Below are 18,151 nucleotides of genomic sequence, written 5' to 3' on the forward strand. Positions count from 1 at the left end.
TTGTTCTATATTCACAAAAAAATCCGTAGTTAGTTTCCTAACTACGGATTTTGCATGATCGTTTGGATCGGTCAACCGGTCATTTTCTTAACTGATCGGCATTAGGCATTTAGCCCCTTTTTTAATGCCTGAAAAACACTCCTCATTAAAGTTACGCTTGTAAACTAAATTAACAAACAATCCCTTATTGCTAATAAAACTTTAATTAATAAGGCATAATGCTGCTATTGTTTTAGAATAATCACTAATAATACAAGCTGCTCTTGCGCGTATTGACTCACACTTGGGATCAACCATGACCATAAACATGCGTTTAACGACCGGCTTTGGCGTAATTTTATCAATGATGCTTATTTTAACCATTATTGGCATTTCGCGCGTTAGCCTCATTAATAATAACATTACCCACATGACCGACGTAAATTCGGTAAAGCAACGTTACGCAATTAACTTTAGAGGCAGCGTACACGACAGAGCAATAGCCGTGCGCGATGTAGTGCTAATTACCGATCAAAGCAGTTTAAGCTCCGTGTTAAAGAGCATAAAAGAGCTAAACGCATTTTACCAAACGTCAAGCCGGTCTATGGCCGAGCTAATGGGTAATATGAATAATGAAGAGCGCGCTCTAATTAATAAAATAAATCAAATAGAGCAGCGCACTCAGCCTTTTATTCAAGGTGTTATAAACGCTAAAAATGCAGGAAACCTAAACGAAGCTGAACGTATTTTATTAACCGATGCGCGCCCTGCATTTACCCAGTGGCTAAATGTTATAAACCAATTTATAAACCTGCAAGAGCAAGCAAATCAAACCACCACTATTGATACTCTCGATATTGCCAGCTCGTTTAAAATTTGGATGATTTCGCTCACCGCACTTGCCTTTTTAATAGGCATAAGCGTTGCGTATGTTATTAGCCAACTGATCAGAAATTCAGTAGGTGGCGAACCACAAGAGGCCGCCGAAGTAATTGCCCTTATTGCACAAGGCGACTTAAGAGGTGATGTGCAGTCGTGTTGCCCAAATAGCATGATGGCTTCTGTAGGGGTGATGCAATCTAAATTAAAAACCATTGTAGATAGCATTATTAACTCATCTGAAGAGCTTTCTACGCACTCTGCAAGCGTAGCATCTGGCTCGCAGCAAGCACTTAGTGCCGCTGACGCACAAGTAACTTATACAAACTCGGCAGTAAGCAGCCTAGAAGAAATGAGCCGTAGTATTCATGCTGTAGCCGATTCAGTTAGGCAAACAGAAGATAACTCAAAAATAACCGCGCAGTTGTCACAGCAAGGTAGTATTGCAGTGCAAAAAGTTGCCGCCGAAATTGAGCAAATCTCAGTAACCGTAAAAGCCACAGTTACCCAAGTAAACGTGCTGCAAGAACATGTAAAACACATTGGCGATATTTTAAGTGTGATCCGCAGTATTTCTGATCAAACAAACTTGCTTGCACTAAATGCAGCAATAGAAGCTGCAAGAGCAGGCGAAACAGGCCGAGGGTTTGCTGTTGTTGCTGACGAGGTAAGACAACTTGCCCAGCGTACTGGTGATGCAACAGGCGATATTGAAAAGATGATTTTGCAAGTACAAGAAAACACGCAAGCGTCGGTAACAGCTATGGAAACCACAGTACCACAAGTAGAAAATGGCTTAACGCTTACTCACGAAGCAAACGAGCTACTGCATCAAATACAGCAACAAGCTAATGACTCATTAAGTAACGTGCTTGAAATTGTTGAATCAACATCAAACCAAGTAGCCACCGTGGCGCAAATTAGTACTGGCGTAGAAGAAATTGCCAGTATGTCCAAAGAAACCAGCATGTCGCTTAACAGTAACGCACAAGAAGCCGTTGCATTAGCTGACCTTTCAAACACGCTTAAAAAGTATATTAGCTACTTTAAAGTTTAATTTTTATAGTAAGCAATAAACAAAGGGGCTTTTAAGCCCCTTTGTTGTTTATGTACATTAATAATAGCGGACTATATACCCGCTAAATCGCGCTCGGTAATACACTCACCCGAGGCCATTTCAAACTCGCGACATACTAATGGGCGGTTTTCGTAAATAGAGCACATAAGCGTATTGCGGTCGAGTGCTTGGCACCAACCGTCGTCAGCGCGTTTCATTACTTCACTGCCCCATTTATCGTATTCTATATAGTTAAAAGGCACGCCAGTGTCGGTTACTATGCGCACTTCTAATTGGCAACAACAGGCTTGGCAGTTAGCACACGTAACGGGCTCTGGGGTAGTAGAAATATTTTCAACGGGAATAACAATATGAGGCATAGTGGCTTACTTTTTTGAATAAGCCACTAGGATACAGTAACTAATTTAACGCGCTAGTAGTTTTGCTTTAATATCGCTGTAACGCATTTGCTCACACAGTGCAAAACCACTCAGCTGGCGTACTTTATTACGCGCAAATAACGGCACACTCATCCCTGCTAAAAAGCGGCATTGGGTTTCAATACCCACATTATGATTACCTTTGCCTGCCATATGCGCTAAAAACTCATCTACCTTTTGATAAATAAGTTGCTCGTCAATATATGCAGGCTCTATAGAATACTCAAGCTTAACTGCATGACCTCTACACACACTACAATGCCCACATTGCTCAGGTGCATTTTGATCGTCAAAATAGCGCGCTAAGTTATAGCTTAAGCAACTTTGTAGCTCAAAAAAGCGTACCAGTGCAGCAATACGTTTAATTTCGGCCTGTTCTTTGTCGGTAAAGTAGTCGTGAAGTTGCTGGGCAAGTTCCGGGTTATTTATAACCTCTCCATGCACTTTGTATACTTGGGTAATACGTTTGGTTTCGAGCGTTATTAGGTTTTTTTCGGCTAGGTAGTCAAGAGCAGCCACTACGCGTTTTCGATCAACCTGCGCAGCTTGTGTAAGGGAGTCAAAATTTAGCGTGCCCCATATTTTTTTAAAATCGGTATGGCTAAATATTTGTGTTAAAAATGCTTGGCGTTGCTCGTCAAAATGACCAAGTAGCTCGTTTTTATCAACCAAAAATTTATATTTAAAATCGGCGTAGTATGCATATTGCGGCGTTATAGCGCCTTGCATTTCTAGCTGTACGAGTAAGGTTTTAAGGGCTAGTTGCCTAATATTACTTTCGCTTGAAAGGCTGTATTCTTGCATTTCCCATTGCTGGTGGCTTTGGCGAATATCGTTAATTACGTATTCAATACCGCTAAGCTCTGGGGTGTCGCCGTATACAAAATTTTCGACTGTATTTAGGCCGTCTAGGTTAGCAAGCGTGTAACAGTTTGATGGATTGCCATCGCGCCCTGCTCGGCCAATTTCTTGGCTATAATTTTCAATCGATTTAGGTAAATCGTAATGTATAACAAAGCGAATATCCGATTTATCAACGCCCATACCAAAGGCAATGGTTGCCACCACTACGTTAATTTTACCGCCCATAAAGTCATCTTGAATTTGCCAGCGTAGCGTATCTTCAAGTCCTGCGTGGTAAGCAACAGCATGAATACCTTGCGCACTGAGCGTGTTTGCTACTTGCTCGGCACTTTGCTGCAGCGTTACATACACAATACCCGGGCCACTTTGCGCACGCACAATGTTGGCAAGTTCGGTGTTTTTATCGGCGGTTTTAACACTCAGCACGCTTAAATCTAAATTAGCGCGGTAAAAGCCCGTTTGCACAATGCACTCAGGCGCAATAGCAAAGCGCTCAGCCATATCGCGTTTAACTTTTTTAGTGGCCGTTGCCGTAAGTAACAACACTAAAGGAATATTAAGCTCTTCGCGGTAACGCGGCAGTTTAAGGTAGTCAGGTCTAAAGTTATGGCCCCATTCTGATATACAGTGCGCTTCGTCTACCACTAACATCGAAAGCGCCACTTGGCTTATAAACTCTCTAAAACGCTCGTTTTTAAAGCGCTCAACCGACACCATTAATACTTTAATTTTACCGTTTCGCACATCATTCATTACGGTGCTGCTTTGCATTTGATCTTGGCTCGAATCAAGGCTGGCAGCATAAATACCTTTGCTATTTAAAAAGCTAATTTGATCTTTCATCAATGCAAGTAAAGGCGAAACCACTAAGGTTAAATTTGGTAAATGCAACGCAGTTAATTGATAGCACAACGATTTACCCGAGCCGGTCGGAAATATAGCCAACGACGATTGACCATTTAAAAGCTGCTCTATAGTTTGTTGTTGCCCTGTTCTAAACTGGCTAAAACCAAAGTGCTGCTCAAGTGATTGAATTAGTGGCGTGGTCATAAATGTCCTTTTGATGGCTAAACAATAGTCATGCTTATAAAAATGCGGTGTAGATAAAATATTTGCAACTCGGTGTGTATGAAATATTTGCAACTCAGTATACAACAAATAACATTATTTATTGCTGACATCGGTTTTATTTAGGCGCAAACTAGGCACCCATAAAATGAGTAGTAACTACTTGTTGCCAAAATAATTTATTGATACCCAAGTCACCTTAAAAAACTAATAAAAAATACAGATCACTTGGGTATATTATTTTTAAGGGCAACGTTATGAGTATTACAATACCTAAAATCGTCGTTATTGGCGGTGGTGCTGGCGGATTAGAACTTGCAACCCAACTGGGGCATAAGCTAGGGAAAAAAAAACAAGCAGATATACTGTTAATAGACAAAAACCGTACCCACATATGGAAGCCGTTACTGCACGAAGTAGCGACAGGCTCTATTGACCCTGATTTAGATGGCGTTGTGTATTCAGCCCATGCCGCAAAACATCATTATCGTTTTCAACTTGGTACTTTTTGCAATATAGACCAAAGCAATAAAACAATTACCCTCTCCCCATTAAACGACGAGTTAGGCCACACTATTTTACCTGGTCGTACAGTTCGTTATGATCACCTTGTTATTGCCATCGGCAGCGTAAGTAACGACTTTAATACCCCTGGTATAAAAGAGCACTGCTACTTTTTAGATTCAAGCCAACAAGCAGAGCGCTTTCAGCACTCATTACTAGATAGCTTTACGCGCCTTCACCAAGACGACAACCAACAGCAATCACTTAATATTGCCATTGTAGGCGGCGGTGCTACGGGCGTTGAACTCTCGGCTGAGCTTTACCATGTGTCTGAGCTATTAAAGCTTTATGGCTTAACAAATATGTCGTCAAAACGTTTACACATTCATTTAATTGAAGCTGGCCCACGTATTTTACCTGCATTACCAGAGCGTATTGCCGTAAGTGCTAAACGTGAGCTATTAAAACTTGGTGTAAACGTGCGCGAGCAAACGCAAGTAAAAGAAGGTACCGCACAAGGCTTTATCACCAAAGATGAAGAACACATTGATGCCGATATAATGGTGTGGGCGGCAGGCGTAAAAGCACCTGATTTTATTAAAGACTTAGGTGTTTTTGAGCTTACTCGTAGCAATCAAATTCAAGTAAACGAGTTTTTACAAAGCACCGTTGACGAAAGCATTTTTGTATTAGGCGATTGCTGCGCATTTACCCAAGCCGACGGCAAGCAAGTACCACCACGCGCACAATCGGCGCACCAAATGGCGTTATGCGTCGAAAAAAATCTCATCGCAACGCTAAAGCAGCAACCACTACGCGGCTTTAAATACAGCGACCATGGCTCGCTAGTTAACTTATCGAGCTACAGCACGGTAGGTAACTTAATGGGCAACCTAACCAGCAATACCTTTTTTATTGAAGGTAAAATTGCCCGCTTTATGTATATATCTTTATACCGTATGCACCAACGCGCCATACACGGCAGCGCAAAAACCTTTGCATTATGGATAAGCGAAAAAGTGTTGCGTGTAGTGCGTCCTAAAATGAAATTGCATTAAAAGCAAACTGAATTAGCAGCCTATAAAATGGCTTTAATAAATTAATACTTTATTAAAGCCTCTTACACTATTAGTATCTAAAATAGTACCATGTGGATAATTGAAATAGTGAACCTAAAGGATTAACGTTTATGAAAAAAGGACCCCTGGCGCTTATTGCCATTGCTACGGTTGTATTGGCAACTTATATATTTATAGCTCAATCCAGCTCACCAGTAGTAAAGCAAAATTTAAAACCTGCCTCAAATATAGTTCAGCCCAAAATAAAACAACAAAAGCAGATCGTTCAAGCATCCCCACAACAGAAAGTAGTAAAACTAAAACACGAAATTAGCCTTTGTAAAAATAAATCGGCTGATAAAGCATACAAAATAAATGAAATAAACCAATCGCTTACTTCATTTTTTAAAAATGAACTCAACAAAGGTACTTCTGTCGCCGACCTATTAATGTATTCAGGTTTGTATGAGGCATCTTATCAGTCATATACAACGCTACTTAAAGAAGCGATTAAAGATAAACAAAAAAAAGACTATAAAATAATTGAAAGCATAGCTATTTTAGCTGACTGGCAAGGCATTGAAGCTATTCAAAATTTCACCACTGATAAAGTAAAAGAGATGGTGCAGCAGTTAGGTTCGGCTACCCAAAGCCCTGCTGGTTTAACATTTAACGTTCCACTTGATGAAAATGTAAAAAAAGAAACCCTCTATGCACTATTAAACAATTCCGACACGTTTACCACTTATTTGCAGTCGTTTATTCGTATTGAAGGTAGTAATGTTATCTCTCCCGCCACGCTACTTATGCTCAATGCAAATAAACTTTCAATTGACGAATTTGAGCATGTAATCACAGTAAATCAATTTACGGTAAATGAACTCGCAGTAGCTATAAATAACGGTCTACCTAATGAGTATATTTTTGCGCTAATGAAGCAAGTACCTTCACTTAATGATATGCCTATTTATGACAATTTTACCGTTTTATATAACTTAGCCGATTTAGCTATTAGCCAATTTAATTTACCCTTAGTAAAAGCATTAAAACAAGCAGGAGTCTCGCCAACCAATAAGGCAGGCCTATTTACAGCGTTAGATATTGCCATAATTAATTTACCTAAAAACGGAAACTTAACTTTAGAAGATTTAGATAAAAGTAAGACTGATATGCTGGATTACTTAATCGCCGAAGGATATAAAGCCCATGGTGAGTTTAATTATAAAAATTCATCAGATAAGACTCTACTTTTTGAAAACAAATTTAAATATCAACAAGGTACTTTTATTAGTGAGCAAACAAACCCTTTAAGTTACCTCTACTTTAGCCAAATCTCTATAATTGAAAACTCTATGCTGCCTAGAGTAACTGAGCCAGATAACTCTGAAATATCTCAATTTTTACTAGAGCTACAACATAAAAAAGAAGATCTAGATTCAGCCTCAAGCAATTGTAATCAATTAACAGAAAAGCTGTTTGCAGCCCAAAAGCTCATACGAGATAGTGATGCTTACGACAAAGTGCGCAAAATTGAAAAAGAGTATGGCAGTAACTTTGAAGACGTATTACAAAATATAGACCCTGTTTTAGTTAATTATTGGTGGAACACTCTTGCCCGCCGTACCTCTTCAGATAGAAGCGATAGTGTATTTCGTGAGTATTTAGCTAAAAAAGAATTTCAAAAAGCACATGAATACAGCCAGACAACTCCACTAAATCAAACAGAGACAAACGTGCTATTTATTAGGTTACTTAAGAATCCATATGACTTAGTGCCTATTTGGAATAGTCGAACGCTACCTATCCCTCCAACAGAGTTGGTTAGACTAAGCTGGATTCCGCTTAGTCAATGGCAAGAACTTGCACAACTTGGTTTTGATTTTTCGATTACCGATATACATGGACGCGACGTTTATACACAAGCTGCGTCGTCTTCTGTCGAAGCAGTCCAATTTCTAATTGATAACAAAATACCGACTGTTCCCAGTAAACTTGGCGTAGATATACTCGACTTAGCGCTAGAACAAAGCTACACCAAAGGTGAGTTAAGCCCAATGGTTCCTTTAGCTTTGCAGCTTGTTGAAAAATTTGAACCAAACCACTTTTCTCGCGTTGCCCGATTAAAAATATTTTACCCTGAAGTTTATCAGCAGTTGATACAACTTAACTCTGCGCTTAAACCATTAGAGGAAACAACGTTAAATAGCTATACTTTTTATAATCACTGATCTTCATAGCAGGCGAGCCATAAATTAGCTCGTCATTACCTGATGAATATTGTCTTTAATTTTTAACATTGTCTGTGTAGAGTATTTAAAACAACTAAGGGAATTGGGTTATGACGGGTAAAACGCTAATTTTTAACTTTGACGGCACAGGAAACGAGCCCCGTGACGCAGAACAATTTAGCTCAGATCATTTTAAAGAAGACTCTAATATTACAAATATTCTAAAACTGCATTTGCTGCTTGGCGGTAAATTAGAAGACTCCCCAATTACTCCTTTTGCTAACCAACTCAGTTTTTATTATCAAGGTATTGGTACTAAAGGCAGCCGCCTTAAACGTATTTTAAACCAAACCCTTGCACCTCGCGGTGACGACGTAGCCAGTATTTTAAATCAAGCGTTAAGCGACTTTAAAGCTCACTATCAACTAGGCGATACCATACTGCTAACAGGCTTTAGCCGAGGCGCTGCGCTTGCCAGACGTTTTGCTAAATGTTTAGAACCCTTAATAAGCAACAACGTGTATGTATGTGTGTTTGATACAGTCGCCTCTATTGGCTTGTCAAAAGTAAGTAAAGCCACTCGTGGCGCAGAGCATGTTATTTTTGAAAACCACACCATTGCCAACAACATTACTCAGGCGCTGCACTGCGTAGCCCTTGACGAAAAACGCCGCGCATTTGAACCCACACTCATGAACCATCAAAACAATATTACTGAGCTATGGTTTGCAGGTGCGCATTCAGACATTGGCGGCGGTTACTACCGCGATGGCCTAGCCGATATTAGCTTGCGCTATGCACTTGAGTGGTTAATAGAACAACCGCTTAATATTTCGTTACTCACTAGCCACGACATAGATTACGAAACCCTGCTCCCCGATAGCAACTTAGTAGCACAAGATGACGTAACCGTAACACCCGACCCACTCGCATTAAGTCATCAGCAAAATTACTTTTGGTTTAACCCATTTTTTAAACTAGTAGATAGAGAGTGCTATGTATTAATTGATGATCAAGCCAGCAACCTTGAGCCTTTAGTGCACTACAGCGTAGCCGAACGCATTAATAAACTAACCAGTTATCGCCCAGAATCACTTAAAAAACTGCATTACAAAATTAGCTACAACGACAACACCACACTTAGCTTTATTGGTTTAAGCCAACATATAGAACTGGCTAATCAAAACATGAGTGTGCTGAGCATTAACCAAAGCCAAGATATAGTGGTATTTGCCTCTGAGCAATACAACGCAACCGGCCTCATGCTAGAGCAAGGCGCTACGTATCGCTTTACCCCATACCCAAATCAATACTGGTTTGACGATGGCATAAAGTGCACGCCATTAGGCTGGAACCGAGACAACGTTCAACTTGGCGTAAAAGAAATCCCAATGGCCGTACTCGAACCATTTAGACGATTTCCTCGCGCGCAATGGTTTTCACTCATTGGTGCTATTAATAAAAACGACGACCACCTTTTTGAAATAGCCAACGGCGCCGATATTAAAATAGATAAATCTGGCGAGTTTTGCCCATTCGCAAACGACCTAAGCCGCTTTTATGGCGCTAATGCCGGAAAAATAAAAGTAAAAGTAACGCGGTTGGAATAGTAGATTGCACAGTATTTTAGATTGTAGGTGCGATTTTACATCGCGCAAAAGCGAAGCGTTTAAATTGTAGGCGGGAGTTTACCTCGCGCTTTGGCTTTATAAAAACACCATGCGAGGTATAAAACCTCACCTACAATAATTCAAACACCACACTCAACAAACCCGTAGGTGCGATTTTACATCGCGCTTAGCTCTTATAAAAACACCCGCGAGGTATAAAACCTCACCTACAACAATTCAAACACCCCAATCAACGCTACAAAGCTCACCCAAACACCTGTAGGCGCTCAGCTTGCTCGCGCGAAAAGCGAAGCTTTTAAATTGTAGGCGCGATTTTACATCGCGCTTTGCCCTCTAGTAACTAGATCATTACCCCAATCAACTCTACAAAGCTCACCTAAACACCTATTCGCCTCACATGGTGAGGCGAATAACAATTTATTTGCCTCATGCAATGAGGCGAATAGCAGAGTTAATTGCCTCATTACTTTTAAGCGCTACATAGAACAATAATTCACTTTTCTGTGGTAAAAAATGTATTTATAAGCGAGGTATAAAACCTCACCTACATCATTGCAAACACAACTTTCAACAAAAGCGTAGGTGCGATTTTATATCGCGCTTTGGCTTTTAAATAAGGCCAAGCTAAACACCTGTGGGCGCTCAGCTTGCTCGCGCGAAAAGCTGTAGGCGGGAGTTTACATCGCGCTTTTGGTTTGTAATTTAAAATATATGCGCTTTTAAAGGACTTTTTAACCGCTTAGAATATTCACGATTAAGATTAGGAAGCTGCTTATACATCATCGTTTTTAATTGCTTTTCAGATAGCTTATTACAGAGAAATTCTTGCTCAGCAAGCATTATATTCTTAAGTAACGATCGCCCTGCTTGCGTATCCATTAAAAAGTAAATTGCAGCCCAACTGCTTGCGTACAGCTTACTGGTATCACCTTTTTTCCACGAGTCATCCAAACCCACTAACGAATCAATTGAAAATACACTTTTAGTAATATTGTTATTTTTCGTCCATGAACTATTCGACTCAACAATAGCTGTTTGCATATTACTTTTAGTAAGCTCAAAGTATTCTGCAAATCCCTCATTAAACCATCTAGGGGTGTAGCCTAAAACCGCTTTATTAATGGCATGCACTGCCTCATGTACCGCAGTTCGCATTGCACTGTGTGCATTTTTATAATGAATAAAAGCAGAATTACTCGCGTGAAAATACATACCCGCAGTGTTTGCAGGGTCAGCACTGCGTTGCTTAATTGCGGCCTCATAAGCGCGGCGCGTAGGCAGTACCGTTAAATTAAGCTTTACCTTTTTAAGTGCGTGCACGCCAATAATCTGTCCATATACTTTAAATACAGTATTGAGTTTTATGCGTAACGCTTGGTTAAATGACGAAGGTAAATTAGGCGTATTTAAAGTGAGGTCAAAGTAATCTAGCGGTTCAATAAAACCAGTATCGTAAGTTGCTACCGCAAAATCCGGTTTTTTGTCACTAAAATGCGGCACACCGTCACTGTCTGTCCACGTAAATATATCGCCATTACGTTTATATTTAATCTTCCCTAACGATACATCCACGCAGCGCGTATTGTTAGCTTGCGATAAATGATTATCGGCAGATACTGATGCATTTTGTAAAGTTGCCGAGCTTATATTTTTGAGCTGTTTAGTTGCTAGCGGTTCAGTAGCTATCTGTGACGATAAACTACTATAAATTCGTTTAACCTCGCCTATAGGATCATGATAATTAAATACCCGCCCAGTAAAATGATTAGCAATGAGCGCCGATGCAATTAGCAGCACAAAAAATACAAACACCACGCGTAATTTTGTTTTAAACATATTTATGGGCGCCCTTGCCACTGTGCTTCAAATAACTCTTTTTGTTTACCCCGATACTCGCTACACCATACAAAGTCGTCCGACTCCATCCCTTTTTTGCGGCAACGTTTAGGCAATTTATAAAATTTTGACCAAGCATCAAGCTTAGCGGTATCTTTATAGCTATCGCTGTGCAAAGACATGTTTGATACTTTTTGATTGAGTAACCAATTGCTATTAGGCGTACGAGTTGGGTTAGAAGTAGCCTGATAAGCGCTGCCACTCTTTTTAGGCTTACTGCAGTGATTAGCAAGTAATGTAAATAGCGCTTTATCGCGTGCAGTTAAACGCTCACCTTCTTTATTACTGTAGCCACTTCTAAATTGAGACCGAATAGCTTCGCGCTGCTTTTTAATGCTATCGCATTGGGATTGTGTGTAAGTCTCACCAGCTTGAGGGAAAGTTGTAAATACGCTAATAAATACCAGTGAAATCCATTTAATCATTATTCATTCCCTGAATTAAAACTTTAAAATAGTGTACCTATAAATGCGTAAAAACACATCAACATTACTAATCCAAAAAGCAAAAATTAAACCACCATATTCAACAAAAGCGTAGGCGCGATTTTACATCGCGCTTTGGCTTTTAAATAAGGCCAAGCTAAACACCTGTAGGCGCCCAGCTTGCTCGCGCGAAAAGCGTGGCTTTTAAATTGTAAGTGGGAGTTTATCTCGCATTTTTTAAACTTAAGCAGTATTCTTATTCGGTACTTCAATGATATTCTAAGTAAATACATGATTGAAAGGACGCCTCATGATTCTAAAAGATAAAACCCTCATCAGCAGCAACTCAGCTAAAATACAAGCAGGTCAAAAGCAAGAACTCGACGTTGCCTTTTATTTACGCCGCGCCTTTAAAGATCATAGTCAGGTATTTGTGTTTAACGATGTGAAATTTAAACACAATGGCGAAACCGCACAAATAGACCACCTAATCGCATACACCTATGGCTTTATTCTTATCGAATCTAAAAGCATTACAGGGGAAGTAACGATTAATGAACATCAAGAATGGAGTCGCAGTTATCGCGGTAACTGGCAAGGTATGCCATCGCCAATAAAACAGGTTGAATTACAACTAGCACTATTAAAAAGCCTAATGCGCGACAATGCACCTAACTTACTCACTAAATTATTTGGCAAACTTCAACAGGGGTTTGGTGGCAGAGAGTGGCATAGTATTTGTGCAATATCGAGCAACGCCATTATCAACCGAAAAAACACACCAAAAGCCATTGAAGATCGATTAGTTAAATCAGAATTTATAACTGATAAACTACTCGAAATAATGAAGCTTCCTGCATCTAAACCTAATGCGTTTCACCTTTTTACAACAAACGTTCGACCGTGGTTCAGTGAAGAAACACTCGATAGAATTTGCCAATTTATTTTAGAGCAAAATATATCGCCTAACTTACAAGAACCTTCATATGTATCTGCGGAAATAAGCGAACCAGAATCTGTTTACGATGAGAGTTTAATAGCGGCTGAGCAAACTATTACGGCACAAGTTAAGCCTAAAACTGATCTAATCAAAGAGATAACATTAGCTTGTAAGCAATGTAATAGCTCGACCAATTTGCAGCCTCTTTCTGGACGTTATGGTTACTTTGTGAAATGCGGCAATTGCAGTGCAAATACACCAATGAAATCACCATGCCCTGAGTGTTCAAGTAGCAATACTAAAACAAGTAAACGTAGAGAAAATTACTCTTTAGTATGCAAAGATTGTGAAATAAGTACGCCTATTAAGCTTTAGCACTTGTAGGTGCGATTTTACATCGCGCTTTGATCTTTAGTAACTAGCTCTTTCGTAACTAACTCATAACTCCCAATCAACGCTACAAAGCTCACCCAAACACCTGTAGGCGCTCAGCTTGCTCGCGCGAAAAGCGTAGCTTTTAAAATTAATAGAAAGGAAGCACTACTAAAAATGCAGTGCTTATTTGATGATTTATAATCCAGAAAAATTCCGAATCCACTCTAAGATCTTTTCTTTATTTGGGTTGTAATAACTTAGGTGCGGTAAACCTATAACAGCCGTCTGCCTGCCATTGAACTTAGTTTTGAATCCATAACACTCCCACTTACCATGTTCTGCGGGAATCGCTTCAAAAGTATCTAAATTATTTTCATCGTAATACATTGATTTTAAAAAGCCAAAGGGCGATAAATGCTTTGCATTTCCAAAGGTTAAAATAACTTTTGGCTTTACTATTTCTATAACAGCTTGATGAAAAGGCCAAAACGTACCAGCGAAACCAAAATTAAAATTGCTATCTTGCGAGGATTTAGATGTTGTAAAAATCAAATTGCTAGCACATACATCAACTACATTTTGATTTATGCCCTGTAGTAAACCTTGAATTCGCTTTTGAAGTGGAGCCGCGCCTTGCGCATATTCGCTTTGACCATTTTTCCAACTTTCATTTAAATAAGAATTTCTGGTGCGAGTAAGCGTATTATTCATGAATTCGCCTAGCTTTGTATGACCACTACCACCGGGGTTGAGACCTAAGAGGTAAACATCCCCTTCTTTCAATGTCTCATGAGAACTATAAATCCCTTCACCTAGACGATTATACAAGTGCCCAAAGTGCTGCTTTGCAAATTCAGGAAGCTGTTCCTTATTAATTACTATATCCATATTTATCCTTTTATTTAACTCTATTTATAACCCAAATATGTTTATACATTAAAACCTTATAATAAACTAATATCGCGTTGGCGATGGCAACCAAGGGGCGGATACCGCCGACCGCCCCTTGGAACCCCACGGCGCCCCTCAATTTCACTTATCTTTAAACACTAAATTAATATGAACGTAAACGCGATGAAAGCACTTCCATGTGCAAGCATCGCTTTCCTCGAATCCATGCGAGGTAATTACTCATTAATTATGTGTTTGCAGGTGAAGTTGAAGGGGATAATTTCTTAGCATCATCATTTGATTACTCTCTCGGCTAATACTTAACTCACACGCTTATACTTAATTACTAGTAACTTAGTCGATTATTACTTGTAGCTGTACCGTATTTAAGTAAACTAATCACTCGCTAACTGGGAGTGGTTTTAATGCAGCAGATTGGTATTTACGAGCAGTTAATTACGCAAGTAATTGAGCAAAACTTAAATCGTGATCAATTTTATGTTGGTGAACGCCAGCTTGAAACGGCCGAAGCGGCAACATGGCTTTCACGCTTTTTAAGTAAACTTGTAACGCATGCAATCGATGCTATTCCCAACTCAAACGAGCGCCTACAAGAACAAATTAGCCTAGCTAACAGCCTTGTACTTTGGCTTAAAGATCACATTCGTGATGACGAACTAATTAACGAAAACCTGATCGACAGCCAAGGCCGAATACTTACCGCACTGTTTAATACCCAAAATCCTATTGCGGCCAATCTTAAAGATTACTCAAGCGATATATTCCCACTTACAGGCCTTACGCAAAGCGAATTATTTAGCGGTGCTAATGCAGGTATATCGCTCGAAACCGAGCTAAAGCGCGAGATTAAATCGTCCGACACTATTTACTGGCTTGTCTCATTTATAAAATGGACGGGGCTGCGCATTTTTAAAAATGAGCTTGAAGCGTTTACTAAAAGCGGCAATAAACTCAAAGTTATTACCACCTCATATATGGGCGCGACCGATGCTAAAGCCGTTGAGTTTTTAGCAAACCTACCAAATACCGAAGTAAAGCTAAGTTATAATAATCAGCAAGAACGCCTACACGCAAAATCATATTTATTTATGCGCAATACGGGTTTTCATACAGGCTATATTGGCTCGTCTAACTTGTCGCATTCGGCGCTTACCAGCGGCCTTGAATGGAACTTAAAAATTACTGCACAAGAAATCCCGCACATAATAGCTAAAACTAAAAGTACCTTTGAAACCTACTGGGAATCAAAAGACTTCGAGCTATTTACAGGCGCTGTTGAGTGTAAAGAAAAGCTCATCAATTCACTTAACGAGCAACGCGGTGTTGGGCAATCAAGCAGCCAGTTTTATTTTGATATAACACCAAAAACGCATCAGCTCGCTATTTTAGAAAAACTAAGTGCTGAGCGCAGCGTACATAATCGTTTTAAAAACTTAGTAGTTGCTGCAACCGGCACAGGCAAAACAATAATATCGGCGTTCGACTTTAAAACTGTTTACGATAAAAAACCAGATGCACACTTTTTGTTTGTAGCCCACCGTGAAGAAATACTAAAGCAAGCGCAAAGCGCTTACCGTGGTGTGCTTAAAAATAACGACTTTGGTGAGCTGTGGGTAGGTAACTACAAACCACAACGCTACAACCAATTATTTGCATCAATCCAAACGCTGAACAGCCAAATTGAATCGCTCAATTTAACTCACGATTACTACGACTACATAGTGATAGACGAAGTACATCACGTAAGCGCTGCAAGTTATCGCACTATTCTAAGTTACTTTACGCCCGCAATACTACTTGGCTTAACCGCTACACCAGAGCGACAAGATGGCGCAAATATACTCGATGATTTTTGCGGAGTAATAGCCGCCGAAATTCGCTTACCAGAGGCTATAAATCAACGCCATTTATGCCCATTTCAATACTTTGGATTGGATGACGACACCGACCTAAGCCAAATAACATGGCGAGGCGGCCGTTACGATATAAGCGAGCTAAGTAACCTTTATACAGGTGAGAACAGCCGCGCTAACAAAATTATATCGAGCCTTGCTGATATAGTGACTAATGTTCACAACATTAAAGCGTTGGCATTTTGTGTAAGCCAAAAACACGCAGAATTTATGGCCTCTAAATTTAACTTAGCAGGCATAAACGCCGATGTACTGACCAGCAAAAACACTAATGAGCGCGCGGCCAAACAACAAGCGCTGCGCCAAGGCGAAATACAAATGCTTTGCGTGGTTGATATTTTTAACGAAGGCATCGATATTCCAGAGGTCGATACCCTACTGTTTTTACGCCCAACTGAAAGCTTAACATTGTTTTTGCAGCAACTAGGCCGTGGTTTACGCCTGCCCGACAACAGCCAAAAGCAATGCTGTACCGTACTCGACTTTGTGGGTAATGCTCGCCCAGAATACGACTTTGCCAGTAAATTTCGCGCACTCATTGGTAAAAGTAACCAGCCAATAAAAACCGAGATTGAAAACAACTTCCCGCATTTACCGCTGGGTTGCCGCATAGAACTACAAAAGCGCACACAACAAACAATATTAAAAAATATTCAGCAAGCTATAAACTCTAAACGCCGTTTACAGCAGCTTATAAATAGCTATTCGCAACACACTAATGACGCGCTCACGCTAAGTAACTTTTTACGCATAAACCCACAAGTCACGCTTGAAGATATTTACAAACCAAAAGATAAAAAGCTCGGCGGCTGGCACTGGTTAAAAGGTGATGAAATTCCAGCAGACCAAGCCGATATCTACGCCGCGTATTACCGCGCTCTAAACACCCAATTACTCGGCTGCGACTCGCTCAGCTACTTATGCTTTTTACGCGATTTATGTAATAACGACTTTAGCTTTATGCCAACACCACAAAACCAACAGTACGCGCTTATGGTGCATTACAACTTTTGGGATAACACAGGCACAAGTTTAGGATTTAAATCGCTTGAACAAAGCTTACAAGTACTTAAACACAAAGAGCTACAGCACGAACTTACACAAGTAATTACGCTATTAATAAACCGTATTCACCAGCAAGAAAGTGATTTAGTGTGTTTACCTAATCATGCAATAAAATTGCACAGCCGCTACACACGCCAACAAATACTCGCAGCTTTTGGGGCGCACTCGTTTGATAAAAAATCGACCGCCCGCGAAGGCGTTTTAGAATTTAAAAACCAAAACCTAGAGCTATTATTTGTAACGCTTAACAAGTGCGAAAAAACATATTCACCAACAACGCTGTATCACGACTACGCAATCAGCCCTACTTTGTTCCACTGGCAAACGCAAAATAGCGCCCGCCCAGAACACGGCCGCGGCCTAAGTTATATTCAGCACCAACAAACAGGCAAAACTATCCTGTTATTTGTGCGCGAACAAGGTAAAGACGAAAACGGCAGAACCATGGGGTTTGTAAACTACGGCGAGGTTAAATATCAAAGCCACAACGGCAGTCAGCCGATGAATATAACGTGGAAGTTAACAAGCCCCATGCCAAGTAAAATGTGGCATGTGGCTGGGAAATTAGCGGTTGGGTGATGGATATTATTAAAGAAATTAAGAGGAGTAAAGATGAGAGCAACACGCAACAATATATTTTCACAAATAGAAATAGGCATCAAAAAGGCTGATAAAGAAAGTAGACTGATGTGCCAGTGTAGTATTAATAAAAATACAGAAGCCTTTCTTGTCCATAAATTAGCAGAACATATATATAAAAAGTTCCCCACTATTAAATATAGGTTAGAAGTCAAACCAAAAGATATTTTTATGCAGTTAGGTATTCCTGAGTCTAACTTATGTAGTGGTACAGTGATTTTGGCCACCCATTAAGAAAGAAATGTTATGCTAATAAGCATACAAATTTGGGTGAAAAA

The 18,151-nt window shown here is 39.9% G+C and carries 12 protein-coding genes; 7 read left to right on the forward strand and 5 right to left on the reverse strand.

Features of this window, described 5'->3' with window-relative positions:
• The first annotated feature begins 295 nt into the window (after positions 1-295).
• Complete coding sequence (locus I6F50_RS19510) at positions 296-1,915, forward strand: methyl-accepting chemotaxis protein (RefSeq protein ID WP_024607430.1); 1,620 nt, start codon at positions 296-298, stop codon at positions 1,913-1,915.
• Positions 1,916-1,986: 71 nt separating this feature from the next.
• Here I6F50_RS19510 and I6F50_RS19515 read toward each other — a convergent pair whose 3' ends face one another.
• Entirely contained in the window at positions 1,987-2,295 is a 309-nt protein-coding gene (locus I6F50_RS19515; RefSeq protein ID WP_010554993.1) for a YkgJ family cysteine cluster protein, read from the reverse strand.
• Positions 2,296-2,340: 45 nt separating this feature from the next.
• Positions 2,341-4,269: an ATP-dependent DNA helicase RecQ gene (locus I6F50_RS19520; protein ID WP_197177076.1), complete on the reverse strand. Its 1,929-nt coding sequence runs from the start codon at positions 4,267-4,269 to the stop codon at positions 2,341-2,343.
• Positions 4,270-4,544: 275 nt separating this feature from the next.
• Between I6F50_RS19520 and I6F50_RS19525 the strand changes: the two genes are divergently transcribed.
• The 3 genes from I6F50_RS19525 (at position 4,545) to I6F50_RS19535 (ending at position 9,687) form a co-directional block, all read left to right on the forward strand.
• On the forward strand, positions 4,545-5,849 hold the full coding sequence (locus tag I6F50_RS19525; protein WP_007583476.1) for an NAD(P)/FAD-dependent oxidoreductase: 1,305 nt from the start codon (positions 4,545-4,547) through the stop codon (positions 5,847-5,849).
• A gap of 131 nt (positions 5,850-5,980) precedes the next feature.
• On the forward strand, positions 5,981-8,077 hold the full coding sequence (locus tag I6F50_RS19530) for a cupric reductase (RefSeq protein ID WP_197177078.1): 2,097 nt from the start codon (positions 5,981-5,983) through the stop codon (positions 8,075-8,077).
• A gap of 110 nt (positions 8,078-8,187) precedes the next feature.
• Positions 8,188-9,687 carry a DUF2235 domain-containing protein gene (locus I6F50_RS19535; RefSeq protein ID WP_197177080.1) on the forward strand — a complete coding sequence of 500 codons (1,500 nt, stop codon included), beginning with the start codon at positions 8,188-8,190 and terminating at the stop codon, positions 9,685-9,687.
• 723 nt (positions 9,688-10,410) lie between these two features.
• On the opposite strand, the gene I6F50_RS19540 is transcribed toward I6F50_RS19535, so the two are convergent.
• Together I6F50_RS19540 and I6F50_RS19545 are read right to left on the reverse strand one after the other, a co-directional pair.
• Positions 10,411-11,544, reverse strand: a complete 1,134-nt coding sequence (locus I6F50_RS19540) for a DUF1570 domain-containing protein (protein WP_197161772.1) — start codon at positions 11,542-11,544, stop codon at positions 10,411-10,413.
• Between the two features lie 2 nt (positions 11,545-11,546).
• The gene (locus I6F50_RS19545; protein WP_197161769.1) at positions 11,547-12,029 is read right to left on the reverse strand and encodes a hypothetical protein; all 483 of its coding nucleotides are present in this window, start codon (positions 12,027-12,029) and stop codon (positions 11,547-11,549) included.
• A 310-nt stretch (positions 12,030-12,339) separates the two neighbouring features.
• Between I6F50_RS19545 and I6F50_RS19550 the strand changes: the two genes are divergently transcribed.
• On the forward strand, positions 12,340-13,344 hold the full coding sequence (locus tag I6F50_RS19550) for a nuclease-related domain-containing protein (protein ID WP_197161766.1): 1,005 nt from the start codon (positions 12,340-12,342) through the stop codon (positions 13,342-13,344).
• A gap of 195 nt (positions 13,345-13,539) precedes the next feature.
• On the opposite strand, the gene I6F50_RS19555 is transcribed toward I6F50_RS19550, so the two are convergent.
• Positions 13,540-14,232, reverse strand: coding sequence for a hypothetical protein (locus tag I6F50_RS19555; RefSeq protein WP_197177083.1), 693 nt, complete (start codon positions 14,230-14,232; stop codon positions 13,540-13,542).
• A gap of 428 nt (positions 14,233-14,660) precedes the next feature.
• Between I6F50_RS19555 and I6F50_RS19560 the strand changes: the two genes are divergently transcribed.
• Together I6F50_RS19560 and I6F50_RS19565 are read left to right on the forward strand one after the other, a co-directional pair.
• Positions 14,661-17,813, forward strand: coding sequence for a DUF3427 domain-containing protein (locus I6F50_RS19560; protein WP_197177085.1), 3,153 nt, complete (start codon positions 14,661-14,663; stop codon positions 17,811-17,813).
• Positions 17,814-17,846: 33 nt separating this feature from the next.
• Positions 17,847-18,107 (forward strand): hypothetical protein, encoded by a 261-nt coding sequence (locus I6F50_RS19565; RefSeq protein ID WP_197177087.1) that lies wholly within the window; start codon positions 17,847-17,849, stop codon positions 18,105-18,107.
• Positions 18,108-18,151 lie beyond the last annotated feature (44 nt).

This window comes from Pseudoalteromonas sp. NZS127_1 (genome assembly GCF_015864295.1).
GTDB classification, from domain to species: Bacteria; Pseudomonadota; Gammaproteobacteria; order Enterobacterales; family Alteromonadaceae; genus Pseudoalteromonas; species Pseudoalteromonas arctica.